This is a genomic window from Pseudomonas sp. HMWF021 (assembly GCF_003061005.1).
In the GTDB taxonomy this organism is placed as follows: domain Bacteria; phylum Pseudomonadota; class Gammaproteobacteria; order Pseudomonadales; family Pseudomonadaceae; genus Aquipseudomonas.
This window is the reverse complement of record NZ_QAIK01000109.1, coordinates 1-16,963: the sequence shown is the minus strand read 5'-3', so window position 1 is coordinate 16,963 and position 16,963 is coordinate 1. Positions and strand designations below refer to the sequence as shown.

The 16,963-nt window shown below is 61.2% G+C and carries 15 protein-coding genes and 1 pseudogene; 9 read left to right on the top strand and 7 right to left on the bottom strand.

From position 1 onward, the window contains the following. Nucleotides 1–51 precede the first annotated feature (51 nt). The 6 genes from DBR18_RS15010 to DBR18_RS14985 form a co-directional block, all read right to left on the bottom strand. The gene (locus DBR18_RS15010) at nucleotides 52–240 is read right to left on the bottom strand and encodes a hypothetical protein (protein WP_003227153.1); all 189 of its coding nucleotides are present in this window, start codon (nucleotides 238–240) and stop codon (nucleotides 52–54) included. Nucleotides 241–626: 386 nt separating this feature from the next. Next, nucleotides 627–1,847: a beta-ketoacyl-ACP synthase I gene (gene fabB, locus DBR18_RS15005; protein WP_007968959.1), complete on the bottom strand. Its 1,221-nt coding sequence runs from the start codon at nucleotides 1,845–1,847 to the stop codon at nucleotides 627–629. 11 nt (nucleotides 1,848–1,858) lie between these two features. Next, nucleotides 1,859–2,374, bottom strand: coding sequence for a 3-hydroxyacyl-[acyl-carrier-protein] dehydratase FabA (fabA, locus tag DBR18_RS15000; RefSeq protein ID WP_015096438.1), 516 nt, complete (start codon nucleotides 2,372–2,374; stop codon nucleotides 1,859–1,861). A 247-nt stretch (nucleotides 2,375–2,621) separates the two neighbouring features. Further along, a complete protein-coding gene (locus DBR18_RS14995; protein WP_108590891.1) occupies nucleotides 2,622–4,526 on the bottom strand; it encodes a response regulator in 1,905 nt (634 codons plus the stop codon). Further along, on the bottom strand, nucleotides 4,523–5,455 hold the full coding sequence (locus tag DBR18_RS14990; protein ID WP_108590890.1) for an ABC transporter substrate-binding protein: 933 nt from the start codon (nucleotides 5,453–5,455) through the stop codon (nucleotides 4,523–4,525). Before DBR18_RS14990 ends, DBR18_RS14995 begins: the two co-directional genes overlap by 4 nt. Nucleotide 5,456: 1 nt before the next feature. After that, a complete protein-coding gene (locus DBR18_RS14985) occupies nucleotides 5,457–7,580 on the bottom strand; it encodes a TonB-dependent siderophore receptor (protein WP_108590889.1) in 2,124 nt (707 codons plus the stop codon). A gap of 196 nt (nucleotides 7,581–7,776) precedes the next feature. Here DBR18_RS14985 and DBR18_RS14980 point away from each other — a divergent pair, with 196 nt between their 5' ends. From DBR18_RS14980 to DBR18_RS14940, 9 genes are all read left to right on the top strand, one after another. Beyond that, nucleotides 7,777–8,802, top strand: a complete 1,026-nt coding sequence (locus tag DBR18_RS14980) for an NAD(P)H-dependent glycerol-3-phosphate dehydrogenase (RefSeq protein ID WP_108590888.1) — start codon at nucleotides 7,777–7,779, stop codon at nucleotides 8,800–8,802. Between the two features lie 18 nt (nucleotides 8,803–8,820). Further along, nucleotides 8,821–9,168 carry a DUF4389 domain-containing protein gene (locus tag DBR18_RS14975; protein ID WP_108590887.1) on the top strand — a complete coding sequence of 116 codons (348 nt, stop codon included), beginning with the start codon at nucleotides 8,821–8,823 and terminating at the stop codon, nucleotides 9,166–9,168. Next, nucleotides 9,165–9,617 carry a phosphohistidine phosphatase SixA gene (gene sixA / locus DBR18_RS14970; RefSeq protein ID WP_108590886.1) on the top strand — a complete coding sequence of 151 codons (453 nt, stop codon included), beginning with the start codon at nucleotides 9,165–9,167 and terminating at the stop codon, nucleotides 9,615–9,617. The genes DBR18_RS14975 and sixA overlap by 4 nt, the downstream gene beginning before the upstream one ends. A gap of 159 nt (nucleotides 9,618–9,776) precedes the next feature. Continuing rightward, nucleotides 9,777–11,432, top strand: coding sequence for an AMP-binding protein (locus DBR18_RS14965; RefSeq protein WP_108590885.1), 1,656 nt, complete (start codon nucleotides 9,777–9,779; stop codon nucleotides 11,430–11,432). Between the two features lie 31 nt (nucleotides 11,433–11,463). Continuing rightward, nucleotides 11,464–11,907, top strand: coding sequence for a hotdog fold thioesterase (locus tag DBR18_RS14960; protein WP_108590884.1), 444 nt, complete (start codon nucleotides 11,464–11,466; stop codon nucleotides 11,905–11,907). A gap of 197 nt (nucleotides 11,908–12,104) precedes the next feature. Further along, a complete protein-coding gene (locus DBR18_RS14955; RefSeq protein WP_108590883.1) occupies nucleotides 12,105–12,911 on the top strand; it encodes an alpha/beta fold hydrolase in 807 nt (268 codons plus the stop codon). Continuing rightward, nucleotides 12,908–13,762, top strand: coding sequence for an alpha/beta hydrolase (locus DBR18_RS14950; protein WP_108590882.1), 855 nt, complete (start codon nucleotides 12,908–12,910; stop codon nucleotides 13,760–13,762). The genes DBR18_RS14955 and DBR18_RS14950 overlap by 4 nt, the downstream gene beginning before the upstream one ends. 115 nt (nucleotides 13,763–13,877) lie before the next feature. Continuing rightward, nucleotides 13,878–14,684 carry a DUF4892 domain-containing protein gene (locus tag DBR18_RS14945; protein ID WP_108590881.1) on the top strand — a complete coding sequence of 269 codons (807 nt, stop codon included), beginning with the start codon at nucleotides 13,878–13,880 and terminating at the stop codon, nucleotides 14,682–14,684. A gap of 69 nt (nucleotides 14,685–14,753) precedes the next feature. Further along, nucleotides 14,754–15,794, top strand: a complete 1,041-nt coding sequence (locus DBR18_RS14940; RefSeq protein ID WP_108590880.1) for an AI-2E family transporter — start codon at nucleotides 14,754–14,756, stop codon at nucleotides 15,792–15,794. 964 nt (nucleotides 15,795–16,758) lie between these two features. Here the strand turns inward: DBR18_RS14940 and DBR18_RS14935 are convergent. Beyond that, nucleotides 16,759–16,963: pseudogene (locus tag DBR18_RS14935) on the bottom strand (histidine kinase); the annotation flags it as partial.

Sequence of the window (16,963 nt, the reverse complement as noted above, 5' to 3'; positions counted from 1 at the left end):
CTTCGCGCCCCCAGCGGGAGCAAGCTCCCTCGCCACAGGTTCAATATTCGCCTAAGCGGATTTCAGATCACGTTGCTGTTCTTGCAGTTCGAGTTCGGCCTTGTAGTTGTGGGCATCGATCTCGTTGTGGAACATGCCGACCAACAAGTCTTGTTGATGCACATCCCAGATCCGTACACCGGCGGCTACGCCTTCATGGGACATGTGTGAATCGTCGCGTTCAGTTACTTTTACAGTCATCTGCTAGCTCCAAATCTCAAGTTATCTGCAGCAAGGCGTGTGCAGGACTCTTTTATATGATTTGTTAGCTTGCTAAGTAAACGCTTGATTTGCGCAAGGTGTTGTTGCGGTTTTTGCAACAGTGCTGCAGGCCGCTAAATCCGCGACATTCGGTCGCAGGGTGGGAAGTTGCATGACAGAAGTTTCATTTTCAACCCGACGCAACCCTATGTAGGAGCTGCCGAAGGCTGCGATCTTTTGACTTTCATTTTTAAAAGACAAGATCAAAAGATCGCAGCCTGCGGCAGCTCCTACACGGGTTATGCGTTGCTCAGTAATTTGTGCAGGCCAAAAAAAACGCCCCGAACCAGTCGGGGCGTTTTTGTGTGTGGCTCAAGCGGGGAGAATTACTTGCCTTCCCAGCGCTTCAGCACCAGCGTGGCGTTGGTGCCGCCGAAGCCGAAGCTGTTGCTCATCACGGTGTTGATGGTGGCGTTTTCGCGGGTCTTGGTCAGCACCGGCAGATCGGCCACTTCAGGGTCCAGTTCGTCGATGTTGGCGGAACCGGCGATGAAGTTGCCTTCCATCATCAGCATGCAGTAGATCGCTTCGTGAACGCCGGCGGCGCCCAGGGAGTGACCGGACAGGCTCTTGGTCGAGCTGATCGCAGGCGCCTTGTCGCCGAACACTTCACGCACACCTTTCATTTCCGCGACGTCGCCGACCGGAGTCGAAGTGCCGTGGGTGTTCAGGTAGTCGATCGGGGTGTCGACGGTGGACATTGCCATCTGCATGCAGCGGATCGCGCCTTCGCCACTTGGGGCAACCATGTCGTAGCCGTCGGACGTTGCGCCGTAGCCAACGATTTCGGCGTAGATCTTGGCGCCACGGGCCAGCGCGTGTTCCAGCTCTTCAACCACAACCATGCCGCCACCGCCGGCAATGACGAAACCGTCACGGTCGGCGTCGTAGGCACGGGAAGCTTGTTCCGGGGTGTCGTTACGCTTGCTGGACAGGGCGCCCATCGCGTCGAACAGGAACGACTGGCTCCAGTGTTCTTCTTCACCGCCACCGGCGAAGACGATGTCCTGCTTGCCCATCTGGATCTGTTCCATGGCGGTACCGATGCAGTGAGCACTGGTGGCGCAGGCAGAAGCGATGGAGTAGTTCAGGCCCTTGATCTTGAACGGCGTGGCCAGACATGCGGAAACGGTGCTGCTCATGGTCCGCGTTACACGGTATGGGCCAACGCGCTTCACGCCTTTCTCGCGCAGGATGTCCAGCGCTTCCATCTGGTTCAGGGTCGACGCGCCACCGGAGCCGGCGATCAGGCCGGTACGCGGGTTGGACACCTGCTCTTCGGTCAGGCCGGAGTCAGTGATCGCGTCTTTCATGGCCAGGTAGGCGTAGGCCGCTGCGTGGCCGACGAAACGATAGATCTTGCGATCGATCAGTTCTTCAAGGTTGAGGTCGATGGAGCCGGAAACCTGGCTACGCAGACCCATTTCAGCATATTCCGGGTTGAACCGGATGCCAGGGCGGCTTGCACGCAGGTTAGCGGAGACGGTCTCTTTGTCATTGCCCAGGCACGAAACAATGCCCAGACCAGTGATAACGACGCGGCGCATGCGAATAACCCTTAGAAGTTGTCAGTGGAGGTGAACACGCCGACGCGAAGGCCTTCGGCGGTGTAGATTTCGCGACCGTCGACAGTCACCGAACCATCGGCGATGGCCAGGTTCAGCTTGCCCTTGAGGACGCGTTTGATATGGATGTTGTAGGTGACTTTCCTGGCGGTCGGCAGGACCTGGCCGAAGAATTTCACTTCGCCCGAACCCAGCGCACGGCCGCGGCCCGGCAGGCCTTGCCAGCCCAGGAAGAAGCCGACCAGTTGCCACATGGCGTCCAGACCCAGGCAGCCCGGCATCACCGGATCGCCTTCGAAGTGGCACGCGAAGAACCACAGGTCAGGGTTGATATCCAGCTCGGCGACCAATTCACCTTTGCCGTACTTGCCGCCTTCTTCGCTGATCAGGGTGATGCGATCCACCATCAGCATGTTCGGGGCGGGCAGTTGCGCGTTACCTGGGCCGAACAGCTCACCGCGACTGCAGCGCAGCAGGTCTTCCCGAGTAAAGGCGTTTTGTTTGGTCATGCGAGCTCCTCAATAATCCCATGCGGCAGGTGGGGCAAATCTTCCCGGCCGATCGACGCGTTCATGCCTCGTACCGGCAGCCTACTCATAGACTATTGCGTTGTGGTGAAAGTCACAGCACCAAGGACATGAATGTACACTTGTGCACTGAAATTTTTATTCAAGCCCCTTTTGAGGCTCGTTCGGGTGCCTAAGACTGCCGCACTTTCGCTTTTCACGCCAGTCGCAGATGGTCGAAAAACCGTCGCTACTGCACCCAGCGCTGCAGAATCTGCTGTAGGTCATTGCGTTTGAACGGCTTGGCCAGATAATCGTTCATGCCCGCCGCCAGGCAAGTTTCCCGGTCGCCCTGCAACGCATTGGCGGTCAGTGCGATGATCGGCACTTCGCCGCGCCCAGGCAGTTGACGGATCTGCCTGGTCGCTTCGTAGCCGTCGATGACCGGCAGGCGGCAGTCCATCAGAATCACTTCGAAATCATTGCCTTCGGCGCGGCGCACCGCTTGCGCGCCATCGGTGGCGACGGCGACGGTAAAGCCCAGGCTGCGCAGCATGGCTTCGATGACCGTCTGATTGACCGGATTGTCCTCCACCAGCAACACATTACGGCCTTCGCCATGCCCGTTGCCGTTGGTTGAGCGCGGTGCCGCCAGCTGTGGCAACGTCTGCTTGTACAACGCCAGCGGGATTTCCAGGGTGAACACCGAACCCTGGCCTTCTTCGCTTTGCGCACGCAGCGTACCGCCCATGCGTTCGGCCAGCGTGCGGGCGATCGGCAGGCCGAGGCCGGTGCCGCCATAACGCCGGGAAATCGAACTGTCTGCCTGCTGGAAGGCGTTGAACATCAACTCCAGACTTTCCGACGAGATCCCGATGCCGCTGTCGCGCACCGAGCAGGTGAACCACAGCAGCTCGTGGTCCAGAGACTGCCATTGCGCCTCGATGCTGACCTGACCGCGCTCGGTGAACTTCAAGGCATTGCCGACCAGATTGACCAGAATCTGCCGGATCCGCGTCGGGTCACCCTGCACCTGCAAATCCTGCATGTCGTCGGGCACCCGCAACTGCAGGCTCAGGCCGCGCTGCACCGCACTGTGCTGGAACGACTGGGCGCAGGCGCCGATCAGGTCGGCGAGGTTGAACGGGATGTGCTCCAGTTCCAGTTCCGAGCGTTCGATGCGCGAGAAATCGAGAATGTCGTTGATGACTTTCAGCAGATGCTCGGTGGACTCGGAGGCGAGTGCTGCGTACTCGATCTGCTCCTCGGTCATGTCGGTGGTTTCGAGCAACTGCAACATGCCCAGCACGCCGTTCATGGGCGTGCGCAGTTCGTGGCTCATCATCGCTAGGAAATCGGATTTGGCGTTGTTGGCCTTTTCCGCTTCTTCGCGGGTCTGGATCAGTTGCGCCATCGCCTGATGCTGTTCGCGGCTGGCCTGTTCCAGGGCGTGGGCCAGGTTGTTGATGTGCTGCGACAGCGCGCCCAGTTCAGTGTCATCGACGATCGGCAGCGCCGCTTTGTAGTCGCCTTCCTGGATCGCTTTGACCGCGTTGCCGATGTCGCGAATCGGCTGCGACAGGCTGCCCGCCAGACGCCGTGCCAGCACAAAAGTGAAGAGCAGGGCGAACAGCGCCAGAATCCCGGCCTTGAGCAGGATTTCCTGTTGGCGCTGGCTGAAGGCATCGTTGGACAGGCCGACAATCACCCGGCCCAGATAGTCCTCGCTGGCGATGCTGTTGCCGACTTTGCCGTCCTGAAAGAAATCCGTGTGCAAGGCAATCCGCTGCAAGCGCACCGGTGCCTGGAACACTTCGACCTGATGCGGGCGGTTATGCGCGTCGGAGGTGCGCTCGACATAAGCCAGAATCCGGTTGCCGCTGTCCTGTACCTCCAGAAAACGCACGTTGGGCGTGGCCAGCGTGGCCTTGAGCAGGCTTTCCAGCACTTCATTGTTGCCGGAGATCACGCCGTATTCCGTGGCGGGGGCTAATTGGTTGGCGATCAACTGGCCGGTGCGGTTGAGCTCCTGACGCAAATCCTGAATGCGCACGAAGGTGAAGAAACTGATCAACAGCAAGGTCAGCAACAGCGCGGGGCCCAGGCTGATCAATTGCGTGCGGGTATTGATATCCCAGCGGCGACGCAGGTTCATGGGTGGCTTTCTCCTTCAGCCAGCTGTCGGGCAACAGACACTGCATTCAACGGTTCGATACTCAGAGAATGAGCGACCTGAGCATTGGTCGAAACCTTGAAATGGTCGGGGTAGAGCGTTCGCGGCCAATTGGCCGGGGGCTGGTCGAGCAGTTTGTCGAGGATCGCCAGCCAGTCCTTCTGATCGGTGTAGGTGCTGGCGAGGCTTCCGGCACGCACGAACGACGCGTTCGGCCCGATCAGCGCCACTTGTCGCGCGTAGCTGCTGAGCAGCAGGTTTTTCGCAGTTTTCGGGTTGTACAGATCGGGATCGTCCAGGCCCAGCAGCACATCGCTGTTGCGCAATAGCGTTTGCAAGGGGCGGCTGTCCTGGGTGTCTTCCCAGCGCTGGCTGATGATTTGCAGATTCATCGACTGTGCCGTGAGGCCAAGCTCCTTGAGCAGGAATTCGCTGTGTTGATCGAACAGCACGCCGACGCGCCGTGCCTGCGGCAGAATCCGTCGGATCAGTTGCAACTGGCGGCTCAACGGCGGATCGCTCCAGAGCAGACTCAAGCGCGGTGGCTGCGCAGCACCGAAACGTTGTCGCGCTTGCAGGCGACTGATGCGCAGCACCAGTGTCGCCGGGCCCTGGCTTTCCTGCAGACGCCAGTCGAGGCTTGGCAGGTCGAGCAGGATCAGGCGCAGATTGCCCGGCAACTTGCCCGGTGCCGGCAGGCTGGCCAGTGGCTGAAAACGTACGTTGTCAGTGGGGCGCAACTCGCTCAAGGCCTGGACGAAGGCCTGCACGCCGGGACTTTCTTCGGCACCGGTCAACAGAATGTCGGCCGCTTGCACCGCCACGCCGTGCAACCACGCGGTCAAAAACAGGCAGGCACCGGCCAGCCAGTGCACCAGGCCTGGCGTCTTGTTTGCCGTGCCCAGGCGCACCCTAGAACTCCAGCTCGGCGCTGAAATACATCACCCGTCGCTCGTCATAATTGTTGTCGACGAAGGTGGTCGGCTGGTTATCGAGCCGCTGTTGCAGCACGCCGGCCAGTTGCAGCTGGGCCTTGCCCAGAGCGATGCGTTTGGCGATGCGCGTGTCGACCCGCTCGAAGCGGTAGCCGTTGAGCGCGTTGTCGCCGTAATAGAAGAGGGCGCTGTTCCAGCCCTGGCCCCAATCGCGCAGCCAACCGGCGGAGCCGCTGTTGCGTGAGGTGAATTGTTGATCGAGTGGATTGCTCGCCTCGGCATCGACGTAGGCATAGGTCAGGCGCAAGCGATCGATCAGGCTCAGGCGCCAGTCGAGCTGGCTTTCGGTGCCGCGAAAACGTGAGCTGTTGGCGTTGCTGGCGATGAACTGGTTGTTGCGCAGCGGCTCGCTGATCATCCCGGTGATTTCGTCGTAGAACAGCTTCACGTCCACGGCCAGGCCCAGCTCGGCGAAATAGCCGTTGTAGCCCAACTCGCGCGAGCGCATGTGCTCCTGATCCAGATCACCCGGGCCACGGGTCTTGACGAAGTAGCGCGCCGAAGACTGACCGTAGGCCGTGGGGCGCAGGTTGCTCACCTGATAGCTCCAGTTGACGTTGTTCTCGAACATGTCCGGCGAACGGATCGCCTCCGAGTACACCGCGCGCAGGCCATGGCGCGGGTTGATCAGGTAGTTGACGGCGAATCTTGGCGTCAGCGAGCTGCCGATCAGTTGGGTGTTTTCGAACATCGCGCCGCCCTGCAACAGCCAGTGTTCACTGGCGCGCCACTCCAGTTGGCCGAACGCACGCCAGGTGGTGTCGTCCAGCGTGCCGTTGAAGTAGGTTTCGGAATCGGCGCGGTCGTAACGGTAGTTCAGGCCGCTGACCAGCCGCAGACTGTCGGACAGGCTGAGGGTGTCCTGCAGTTCAAGATCGTAGCGCGACTCCCGGGCGCTTTGATCGATGTCGCCGCACAGGGTCTGACTGGCACCGTTGCGCCACTGGTCGAGAACCTGATTGGCCAGGGCCATTTCCTGTGGCGTCCCGGCTTCCGGGCCAGGGCCGGTGAAGCGGGTGATGTTGCGTGCCAGACGCTCGGTGTAGTTCGGGTTGAGCTGCCACAGCTGTGTCAGTTGCGGGCTGAACGACACTTCGGCATCACAGGCGCGCCACACCTGCTGGCGATCCCAATGCTGGGCCGAGCCTTGTATATAAAGGCTGTGTTCTGGGTTGATGTCGAGATTCCAGCGCACCGAGCCGGCGTAATCCTTGGCGACCACGTCGGAATTGTTCCCGGCAGCGGTAATCCCCGAGAACACCGGACGGTAGGTGTAGGGCCGCTGGTTGCTGCCGTCCTTGGCGTTGACCTGCCAGTCGAGGCTCTGGTTGTCGCTCAAGGTCTGGCTGACGGCGAGACTGAAGCGGTTCAAGCGGCGGCTGTCGCGATAATCGGCGCCGGTGCGGTCGCTGTCGAAGCCATCGTCTTCCTGGCCGGACAGCGACAGACGCAGATCACCGCCATTCCAGCCCGTGCCCTGGCTGGCATAGAAGTCGTTGATGCCGCGCTGGCCACGGGTGTACTTCAGGCGCGTGCCGTGGCTGTCCGCCGGGTTGCGGGTGATGATGTTGACCACCGCCATCAGCGCATTGGCGCCGTAGCTGACGGTGTTCGGGCCACGGAAAACCTCGATGCGTTCGATGTCTTCCATGGCCACCGGAATATCGCTCCAGTCCACCGTGGCAAGGCCTGCGCGGTACACCGAACGGCCATCGATCAGGACTTGCATGCGCCGCGCTTCACTGGCGTTGGTTCCGTGGTAATTGACCGCCGCCTGATTGCCACTGATGTTGCCGACCATCATCCCTGGTACCAACCGCAACAGTTCGCTGATATCGCGGGCACCGCTGGCGCTGATCAATTCGCTGTCGAGTACGGTCATGCTCCCCGGCACTTCCGCCGGCGTCTGCTTCAGGCGCGTAGCCGTCAGCACCTGCGGCAGTGCTTCGCTGTCGACGAACAGGTCGTCCGCCTGCAACACCGGGCTGAACAGCAGCGCCAGCAGCAACGACGAACGCGAAGGGGGAGAGCCAAGAGACACGACACAGCCTTGATCACAGAGATTTGGCGCGCATGTTAACCGAGGGCAGCGACTTTTCCATTCAAGATGCGGGCATTTTCCTAGGCTTTATTGGTCTTCTTCCTACAAGTGCCGGTAATTGACGCAGGGGCTGGCCGCGCTTCGGTCGCCCCGTATAATGCCGGCATCGCCACTGGTATGGATTAACGGATTGCATATGACTGAACAGCGCCCGATTGCGGTCCTGGGAGGCGGAAGTTTTGGAACCGCCGTGGCCAATCTTTTGGCCGAGAACGGCCATCAAGTCCGGCAGTGGATGCGAGACCCCGAGCAGGCCGAGGCCATCCGGGTCAATCGCGAGAACCCGCGTTACCTCAAGGGCATCAAGATTCTGCCGGGGGTGACCGCAGTCACCGACCTGCAGGAAACCCTCGACGCCTGCGAGCTGTGCTTCGTCGCGCTGCCGTCCAGCGCGCTGCGCACGGTGCTGGCCGCCCACGCCGAGCGCCTGAGCGGCAAGATGCTGGTCAGCCTGACCAAAGGCATCGAAGCCCACACCTTCAAACTGATGAGCCAGATCCTCGAAGAAATCGCCCCGCAGGCGCGCATCGGCGTGCTGTCCGGGCCGAACCTGGCGCGGGAAATCGCCGAGCACGCGCTGACCGCCACCGTGGTCGCCAGTGAAGACGAAGAACTGTGCAAACAGGTGCAGGCTGCGCTGCATGGTCGCACCTTCCGCGTTTACGCCAGTGCCGATCGCTTCGGTGTCGAGCTGGGCGGCGCGTTGAAAAACGTCTACGCGATCATCGCCGGCATGGCGGTGGCGCTGGAGATGGGCGAGAACACCAAGAGCATGCTGATCACTCGCGCTCTGGCCGAAATGACCCGGTTCGCGGTGAATCAGGGTGCCAACCCGATGACGTTCCTGGGGCTGGCCGGGGTCGGCGATTTGATCGTGACGTGTTCGTCGCCCAAGAGCCGCAACTATCAGGTCGGGTTTGCCCTGGGCCAGGGCTTGAGCCTCGATGAAGCGGTGTCGCGCCTGGGCGAAGTGGCCGAAGGGGTCAACACCCTGAAAGTGCTCAAGGCCAAGTCCCAGGAGGTTGGCGTGTACATGCCGTTGGTCGCCGGGCTGCATGCGATCCTGTTCGAAGGGCGCACGCTGGAGCAGGTGATCGGTCTACTGATGCGTGCCGAGCCGAAAACCGACGTCGACTTTATTTCCACCAGCGGTTTCAACTGATTCAACGGGAAGCGAGCCATGAACGATCCGAAAAATGAAGCCGGGTACGAATCCATCCTCCTGCGCGTGCTGTGGATGATCGTCTACGTGCTGGTCTGGCAAGTGGCGCAGTTCATCCTCGGCGCAGTAGTGCTGGTGCAGCTGATCTATCGTCTGATTTATGGCGCGCCGAGCGCCGGCCTGATGAATTTTGGCGACAGCCTGAGCCAGTTTCTGGCGCAGATCGGTCGCTTCGGCAGCTTTCACAGCGACCAGAAACCCTGGCCGTTCGCCGACTGGCCAACCCCGCGTGCCCCGGAAGGCGAAGCGCCGCACGCCGTGCCGCCAGCCCCGCACCCGGTCCGCGATGAGGAGCCCAAGCTATGAAACTCTGGGTATTGCGCCACGGTGAGGCCGTGCCTTACGGCTCGTGCCCCGACTCCGAGCGGGAACTGACCGAGCACGGTCGCAAGGAGGCGTTGAGCAGCGCCGCGCAATTGATCGGCCAGCCACTGACGGCGATCTACGCCAGCCCTTATCTGCGCGCCCAACAGACCGCGCAGATTGTTCGCGAGGCGCTGGGTTTCGAGCCGGAGATTCGCACGGTCGAATGGCTGACGCCGGAGACTGATCCGGACAAGGTCACTGATCAACTGGTGTCGGTGAGCAACGTGCTGCTGGTCAGCCACAACCCGTTGGTGGGCAATCTGCTGAGCTATCTGCAGCATGGCGCCGGGTATCCGCCGGAGAAGGTCGGCACAGCAGGTCTGGCGGAGCTGGAAAGCGCTGAATTGCTGATTGGCTCGATGACCCTTAACAGCCTCAAGCACCCTTAAAAGCAAAGATCGCAGCCTGCGGCAGCTCCTACAGAGATTTGTGTAGGAGCTGCCGCAGGCTGCGATCTTTTGATCTTGTTTCTTTTGGTAAAAAATCCAACCAAGCACTTGCTTGGTTGGCTACGCTTGCTCCAGACCCAAAAAACAGGAGCGAGTCGCATGTCTGCCGCATTCCGTTTGCCGCTGGACGTGTTCTATGAACGGGAGGCTCGGCACCCGCGCCAGCACTTTCTCGTGCAACCCATTGGTGGCGGACGGGTCGAGACCCTGACCTGGGCCGATGTCGGCCATCAGGCCCGTTGCGCCGCGCACTGGCTGCGCGCGCGGGAATTGCCGCAAGGCAGCCACGTCGCGCTGATCTCGAAAAACTGCGCGCACTGGATCATCGCCGATCTGGCCATCTGGATGGCCGGGCATGTGTCAGTGCCGCTGTATCCCAACCTCACGGCAGACTCGGTCAGTCAGGTACTGACGCATTCGGAAAGTGTGCTGGCGTTCATCGGCAAACTCGATGACTGGCCGGGTATGTCCGCCGGGATACCGGCGGGCTTGCCCACCATCAGCCTGCCGCTGCATCCGCCCGGTGAGTTCGATTTCAGTTGGGACGACCTGCAGAAGAGCTCGCCGATCCGTGACGATCCGCGCCCGGCAGGCGAGCAACTGGCAACCATCATCTATACCTCCGGCACCACCGGATTGCCCAAGGGTGTAATGCACAGCTTTGCCAATCTGGGGTTTGCCACCACACGTGGCACGCAACTGTTCGGACTCAACGAGAACGACCGGCTGCTGTCGTACCTGCCGCTGTGCCATGTCGCTGAACGGATGTTTGTTGAGCTGGCGTCGATCTACACCGGGCAGACGGTGTTTTTTGCCGAAAGCCTCGACACCTTCATCACCGACCTGCAACGGGCGCGACCCACCGCGATGTTCGGCGTGCCGCGCATCTGGACCAAATTCCAGATGGGCGTGTACGGCAAGATCCCGGCCAGGCGCCTGGATTTTCTGCTGGGTCTGCCATGGATTGGCAAGCGGGTCGGGCACAAGGTGCTGGCCGGGTTGGGTCTGGATGCATTGCGCGTGGCCCTGTCCGGTGCGGCGCCGGTGCCGCAGACCTTGCTCGACTGGTATCAGAAGCTCGGCCTCGATGTGCTGGAGGTCTATGGCATGACCGAGAGTTGCGGCTACTCGCACATTTGTCTGCCGGGCCAGTACAAACAGGGCTGGATCGGCAAGCCGTGCCCGGAGGTCGAGGTGCGCATCGATGAGTCCGGCGAGGTGCTGGTGCGCAGTCAGGCGAACATGCTCGGCTATTTCAAGGAGCCGCAAAAAACTGCCGAGACCCTGACCGAAGACGGCTTCCTGCGTACCGGCGACAAGGGCGAACAGGACGCCGAGGGGCGCTTGCGCCTGACCGGGCGGCTCAAGGAAATCTTCAAGACCAGCAAAGGCAAATACGTGGCGCCGGCACCGATTGAAAACCGTCTGGCAGTGCACTCGCGGATCGAACAGGTGTGTGTGGTCGGCGATGGCCTGAGTGCGCCGCTGGGTTTGTGCGTACTGTCGACGGTCAATCAGGAAGAGGGGCGGGCCAGTCTGCATTCGAGCCTGGAAAAACTGCTGGAAGAGGTCAACGCCGTGCTCGACAAGCATGAGCGGCTGCGGCGGCTGGTGGTGGTCAAGGACAGTTGGGCGGTGGAAAACGGCTTTCTCACGCCGACCTTGAAGATCAAGCGTAATGTCATCGAAGACACCTATGGCGCGCGCTTTGAGGAATGGAGCGAGCGCAGCGAGGCGGTGCTGTGGCAGGATTGACCTACGATCAAAACAACAAAGGAAGCCTGCGATGACCTTGTGGCGCACCACCCCGAACATCGAGCAGTTGAACGCAATCCAGAAAAACACCATCGGCGAAGTGCTGGATATCCGTTTCGAGTCCTTCGACGACGAGTCGCTGACGGCGAGCATGGTCATCGACCACCGCACCCACCAACCCTACGGTCTGCTGCATGGCGGCGCCTCGGTGGTGCTGGCGGAAACCGTCGGCTCGATGGCCAGCTATCTGTGCATCGACGCGAGCAAGTTCTATTGCGTGGGGCTGGAGATCAACGCCAACCATTTGCGCGGTTTGCGCAGCGGGCGGGTGACCGCCGTGGCGAAACCGATTCACATTGGTCGCACCACGCATGTTTGGGACATTCGCCTGACCGGCGACGAGGGCAAGGCCAGTTGTGTGTCGCGCCTTACCATGGCGGTGGTGCCGTTGGGTGAGCAGCCGCCGCTACGGTGATGATCCATAAGATCAAAAGATCGCAGGCTGCGCCAGCTCCTACATGGGATCGTATCTCAGGGCAGGAGCTGGCGCAGCCTGCGATCTTTTGCTTTTCGCGACATCTCCACCACCCTTTCTGGCAGTTATGGTCGTTGCTGCGAATCCTGGTCTTACGGACAATCAGCATCACGTTTCCCGTTCATGGATAAGCCTGCATGTCGCAACCGATCTTTTTCGCCCACGCCAACGGGTTTCCCTCGGGCACCTATGGCAAGTTGTTCGCGGCGCTGGCGCCCGAGTACCGGGTCGCGCATCTGGAGCAGCATGCCCATGACCCGCGTTTCCCGGCGGACGACAACTGGTACAACCTGGTCGACGAGCTGATCCACCATCTGCAGCAGCAGGATCAACCGGTGTGGGGCGTCGGCCATTCCTTTGGCGGCGTGCTGCACCTGCACGCGGCGTTGCGTTGCCCTGAGCTGTATCGCGGGGTGGTCATGCTCGATTCGCCGGTGCTCACCCGCACTGATCAATGGGTGATTCGCGCCGCCAAGCGCTTCGGTTTCATCGACAAACTGACGCCGGCCGGGCGCACGCTGGGCCGGCGTGAAGAATTTGCCGATCTCGACAGTGCGCGCAGTTACTTTGCGGGGAAAACCCTGTTCCGAAGTTTCGACCCGGAGTGCTTCGACGCCTACCTGCAACACGGTTTGCACAAGGTCGGCGACAAGTTGCGTCTGCGTTTTGATCCGGCCACTGAAATCAGCATCTATCGCGGCGTGCCGCACACCAGCCCTGGCCGCACCCGGCAATTGAAAGTGCCACTGGCGGTGGTGCGCGGGCATACCAGCCGCGTGGTGATGCGTCATCACGGCAGTTTCGTCTCGCGCCTGCCGCAGGGTGAATTGCTGAGCATGCCCGGCGGGCACATGTTTCCGCTGGAGCGTCCGCAGGATACCGCGCGGCTGCTGAAGAATCTGTTCAACCGCTGGGAAGGTCGTCAGGACAAGGACTGCGCATGAGCCCGACTTTCGAAGAAGTGCGCCTGAGCCTGCCGCATATCGAACTGGCCGCGCATCTGTTCGGCCCCGAGGACGGTCTGCCGGTGATTGCCCTGCATGGCTGGCTCGACAACGCCAACAGCTTTGCGCGCCTGGCGCCCAAGCTCAAAGGCTTGCGCATCATCGCGCTGGACATGGCCGGGCATGGACATTCGGGGCACCGTCCGAACGGCGCCGGGTATGCGTTGTGGGACTACGCCCATGACGTGTTGCAGGTCGCCGAGCAACTGGGCTGGAAACGTTTCGGCCTGCTCGGTCACTCGATGGGCGCGATCGTGTCGCTGGTGCTGGCCGGCTCATTGCCGGAGCGCATCACTCACCTGGCGTTGATCGACGGGGTGATTCCTCCTACGGACAAAGGCGAAAATGCCGCCGAACGCATGGGCATGGCCCTGCAAGCTCAGCTGGATCTGCGCGAGAAGCGCAAACCGGTCTACAGCACCCTCGACCGCGCCATCGAAGCGCGGATGAAAGGCCTGGTGGCGGTCAGTCGCGAGGCCGCCGAACTGCTGGCGCAACGCGGCTTGATGCCGGTGCCCGGTGGCTATACCTGGCGCACCGACAATCGCCTGACCCTGCCATCGCCGCTGCGCCTGACCCAGGAGCAGGCGATGGCTTTCGTTCAGCGCGTCACCTGCCCGGCGCAACTGGTGGTTGCCGCCGACGGCATGCTGGGCAAACATCCGGAGCTGCTGGAGCGTCTACCCTTTAGCCAGGAACAGCTGGCGGGCGGGCATCATTTGCACCTCAACGATGAGCCGGGTGCCGACCTTGTCGCAGACTGTTTCAATCGGTTCTTCGCCATTCCTTGACTTGCACCGGGCAACTGTCGAGGCTGGGCGGGTTGAAATGGGAGACAAACACGATGGATTTCTATACCGCTGCGACCCCGACCCGCCAGGCCATGCCGATCCGATGAGCCTGACTATGCGGTCACTCAGTCTGTTGGCGCTGTGCTGTTTCAGTTCCGTTTCGTTCGCCGCCGACGTGCCCGGCAGCCAGGATCTGCAGATCGTGCCGCGTCTGGCCGATGCGCAGATCGTCGACTATCGCCCACCCGTTGAACTCGAACGGATCTACCCGCTGGGCTCTATCCGCAAGATCAGCGGCCAGTTGCGCTTTGACGGCCAGGTCACCGCGCGTGGCCAGACCACCTCGGTGACCTACGAGCTGCCCCCGGAGCATTCCGCCACCGAAGCCTTTACCGCTGCCCGCGAAGCCCTGCAAAAGCAGGACGCCGAGTTGCTGTTCTGGTGCCAGGCCCGCGATTGCGGCGAAAGCAGCCTGTGGGCCAACGAGGTGTTCGGCAACTCCAAGCTTTACGGCGCCGACGAGCAACAGGCCTATCTGCTGTTACGTCTGGCCGCGCCGAAGGACAACACGCTGGTGGCGCTCTACAGCATCACCCGCGGCAATCGCAAAGCCTACCTGCATGTTGAACAGTTTGAGGCGAACGCGCCGTTGGGCGAGTTGCTGCCGACATCGGCCACGCTGTTGCGCCAGCTCAAGAGCACCGGCGAGCTGGATTTCCCCAAGTTGACGGGGGATCCTGATGACACTTGGTTGCGGCTGATTTCCCGTGGCTTGAACCTTGATACCACCCAACGCGTGACGATTGCCGGGCCCAAGGCCGAGGCCTGGCGTCAGGCACTGATCGGGCAGGGTGTGCGGGCGGCGCGGATGGAGGCGGGGAGCGCCGACGGCCCCGGCCTGCGCATCGATCTGTTGCGTTAAGCTGCATCGGGCGTGCACGCGTGGTGTGTTCGCCTACCCTTTGACGGACTGACTTCTTCGAGACTCTACATGCTCAATAACGATCGGCTGTTGGTGCAAATCCTCCTGCTGGTGCTGTTTGGTGCCAGCCTGTGGGTGATGGCGCCGTTCTGGTCGGCACTGTTCTGGGGCGCGGTGCTGGCGTTCGCCAGTTGGCCGCTGATGCGTCTGTTGACCCGTTGGCTCAATGGCCGCGAGTCCCTTGCAGCAGGCATTTTGACCCTGGGCTGGATGCTGCTGGTGGCGGCGCCGCTGGTGTGGTTGGGGTTCAACCTGGCCGATCACGTGCGCGATGCCACGGCGTTCATCAAGGATGTACAGGTCGACGGCCTGCCGGAGGCACCGGCCTGGCTCGGCACCGTACCGTTGGTGGGGGAGCGGCTGGTCGGGGTCTGGAACAGTATCGATCAACAGGGCGCGGCACTGATGGTATCGATCAAGCCGTATCTGGGGCAGGTCGGCAACTGGCTGCTGGCGCGCAGTGCGCAGATTGGCGGCGGGATTCTCGAGCTGACCCTGAGCATTGTCTTCGTGTTCTTTTTCTATCGCGACGGGCCGCGGCTGGCGGCATTTGTACACAGTCTGCTGGAGCGGCTGATCGGTGAGCGGGCCGGGTATTACATCGAGCTGGTGGCCGGCACCGTGCAGCGAGTGGTCAACGGGGTGATCGGGACGGCGGCGGCGCAGGCGATTCTGGCGTTGATCGGCTTTCTGATTGCCGGGGTTCCGGGCGCGCTGGTGCTGGGGATCGTGACCTTTCTGTTGAGCCTGATTCCGATGGGGCCACCGTTGGTGTGGATTCCGGCCACGGCCTGGCTGGCGTGGAAGGGTGAGTACGGGATGGCGGTGTTTCTCGGGATCTGGGGGACGTTCATCATCAGTGGCGTGGATAACGTGCTGAAGCCGTACCTGATCAGCCGTGGCGGGAATCTGCCGTTGGTGATTGTGCTGCTCGGGGTGTTTGGCGGGTTGATTGCGTTTGGGTTTATCGGGTTGTTTATCGGGCCTACGTTGTTGGCGGTGGCTTATAGTTTGTTGACGGATTGGAGCAAGAGTCAGGCTCGGGTTTAGGTTTGGCTGGGTTGGTTTGGTTTGACTTGGCGGCCTTTGGGCCGACCAGGTTCCTGGGGTTTTGGGTGAATATCCGTTTTCTGGGTGTTGCGGCTGGCGGTTTCGCCCTTACGGCGACTCACTTTTCCAGACGCCGAAAAGTAAGCAAAAGGCTTGGCCCCGGCGTACGGCCCTCGCTTAGGCTCGGGTGCCTTCGCTCCGGAATTCATCCGGGGGCATCGCCTCCGGTTTGCTTCGCTGCACCTCCTCTCGATGTGTTTGGCTGCGCCAAACGGTCGCTGCGCTCCCACCCCCGGATAAATCCCTCCACTCAGCCTGCCGAAGGGGCCGGCACGGCAAGATCAAGAGCTGCAGCCGAGCTTGCGCTCATCCTGTGTAGGAGCTGCCGAAGGCTGCGATCTTTTGATCTTGATCTTGTGGGAGCTGGCCTGCCAGCGATGGCGGCCTACGAGCCGACCACTCTCCAACAGACCACACCCATTCCAACTGTAGGAGTGAGCCTGCTCGCGATGGCGGCCTTCGAGCCGACCAAACTCCAGTTGACTGCACCCAATCCCTCTGTGGGAGCTGGCTTGCCAGCGATAGCGGCCTGACAGCCAACCAATCTCCAATTGAATGCACTCAATCCCTCTGTGGGAGCTGGCTTGCCAGCGATAGCGGCCTGACAGCCAACCAATCTCCAATTGAATGCACTCAATCCCAATGTAGGAGTGAGCCTGCTCGCGATAGCGGCCTGACAGCCAACCAATCTCCAACTGAATGCACTCAATCCCTCTGTGGGAGCTGGCTTGCCAGCGATAGCGGCCTGACAGCCAACCAATCTCCAATTGAATGCACTCAATCCCACTGTAGGAGTGAGCCTGCTCGCGATAGCGGCGTGTCAGCCAACCAATCTCTTCCCGCTGTATTCAAATGACCGTTCCCACACCAATCCATGGAAACGGTCACCCATCACCCCATCAACTCAAGTCGCCACATTCAGGTATTTGCCCACCGGCGCGGCATTGTCGAGGGAATACTGTTTGCTCAAGTTGGCAATCATCCGGTTCAGCGCTTCGCTGGTGGTCTGGGTACTGGCGGTCTTTTCTTCGGGCGGGTGTTCGCGACCCGCCTGCAACGCCGCTTTCAGTTCATCGCTGCTCACGCCGCCGCTGCTGTCGCTGTCAAGT

Bases quoted from the DNA above. Each gene is read 5' to 3' on its own strand.
- DBR18_RS14975 (WP_108590887.1), top strand. From the start codon at position 8,821: ATGAACGATCCGAAAAATGAAGCCGGGTACGAATCCATCCTCCTGCGC.
- DBR18_RS14995 (WP_108590891.1), bottom strand. From the start codon at position 4,526: ATGAACCTGCGTCGCCGCTGGGATATCAATACCCGCACGCAATTGATC.
- DBR18_RS14940 (WP_108590880.1), top strand. From the start codon at position 14,754: ATGCTCAATAACGATCGGCTGTTGGTGCAAATCCTCCTGCTGGTGCTG.
- DBR18_RS14955 (WP_108590883.1), top strand. From the start codon at position 12,105: ATGTCGCAACCGATCTTTTTCGCCCACGCCAACGGGTTTCCCTCGGGC.
- DBR18_RS14950 (WP_108590882.1), top strand. From the start codon at position 12,908: ATGAGCCCGACTTTCGAAGAAGTGCGCCTGAGCCTGCCGCATATCGAA.
- DBR18_RS14965 (WP_108590885.1), top strand. From the start codon at position 9,777: ATGTCTGCCGCATTCCGTTTGCCGCTGGACGTGTTCTATGAACGGGAG.
- DBR18_RS14945 (WP_108590881.1), top strand. From the start codon at position 13,878: ATGCGGTCACTCAGTCTGTTGGCGCTGTGCTGTTTCAGTTCCGTTTCG.
- fabA (WP_015096438.1), bottom strand. From the start codon at position 2,374: ATGACCAAACAAAACGCCTTTACTCGGGAAGACCTGCTGCGCTGCAGT.
- DBR18_RS15010 (WP_003227153.1), bottom strand. From the start codon at position 240: ATGACTGTAAAAGTAACTGAACGCGACGATTCACACATGTCCCATGAA.
- sixA (WP_108590886.1), top strand. From the start codon at position 9,165: ATGAAACTCTGGGTATTGCGCCACGGTGAGGCCGTGCCTTACGGCTCG.
- DBR18_RS14980 (WP_108590888.1), top strand. From the start codon at position 7,777: ATGACTGAACAGCGCCCGATTGCGGTCCTGGGAGGCGGAAGTTTTGGA.
- DBR18_RS14960 (WP_108590884.1), top strand. From the start codon at position 11,464: ATGACCTTGTGGCGCACCACCCCGAACATCGAGCAGTTGAACGCAATC.
- fabB (WP_007968959.1), bottom strand. From the start codon at position 1,847: ATGCGCCGCGTCGTTATCACTGGTCTGGGCATTGTTTCGTGCCTGGGC.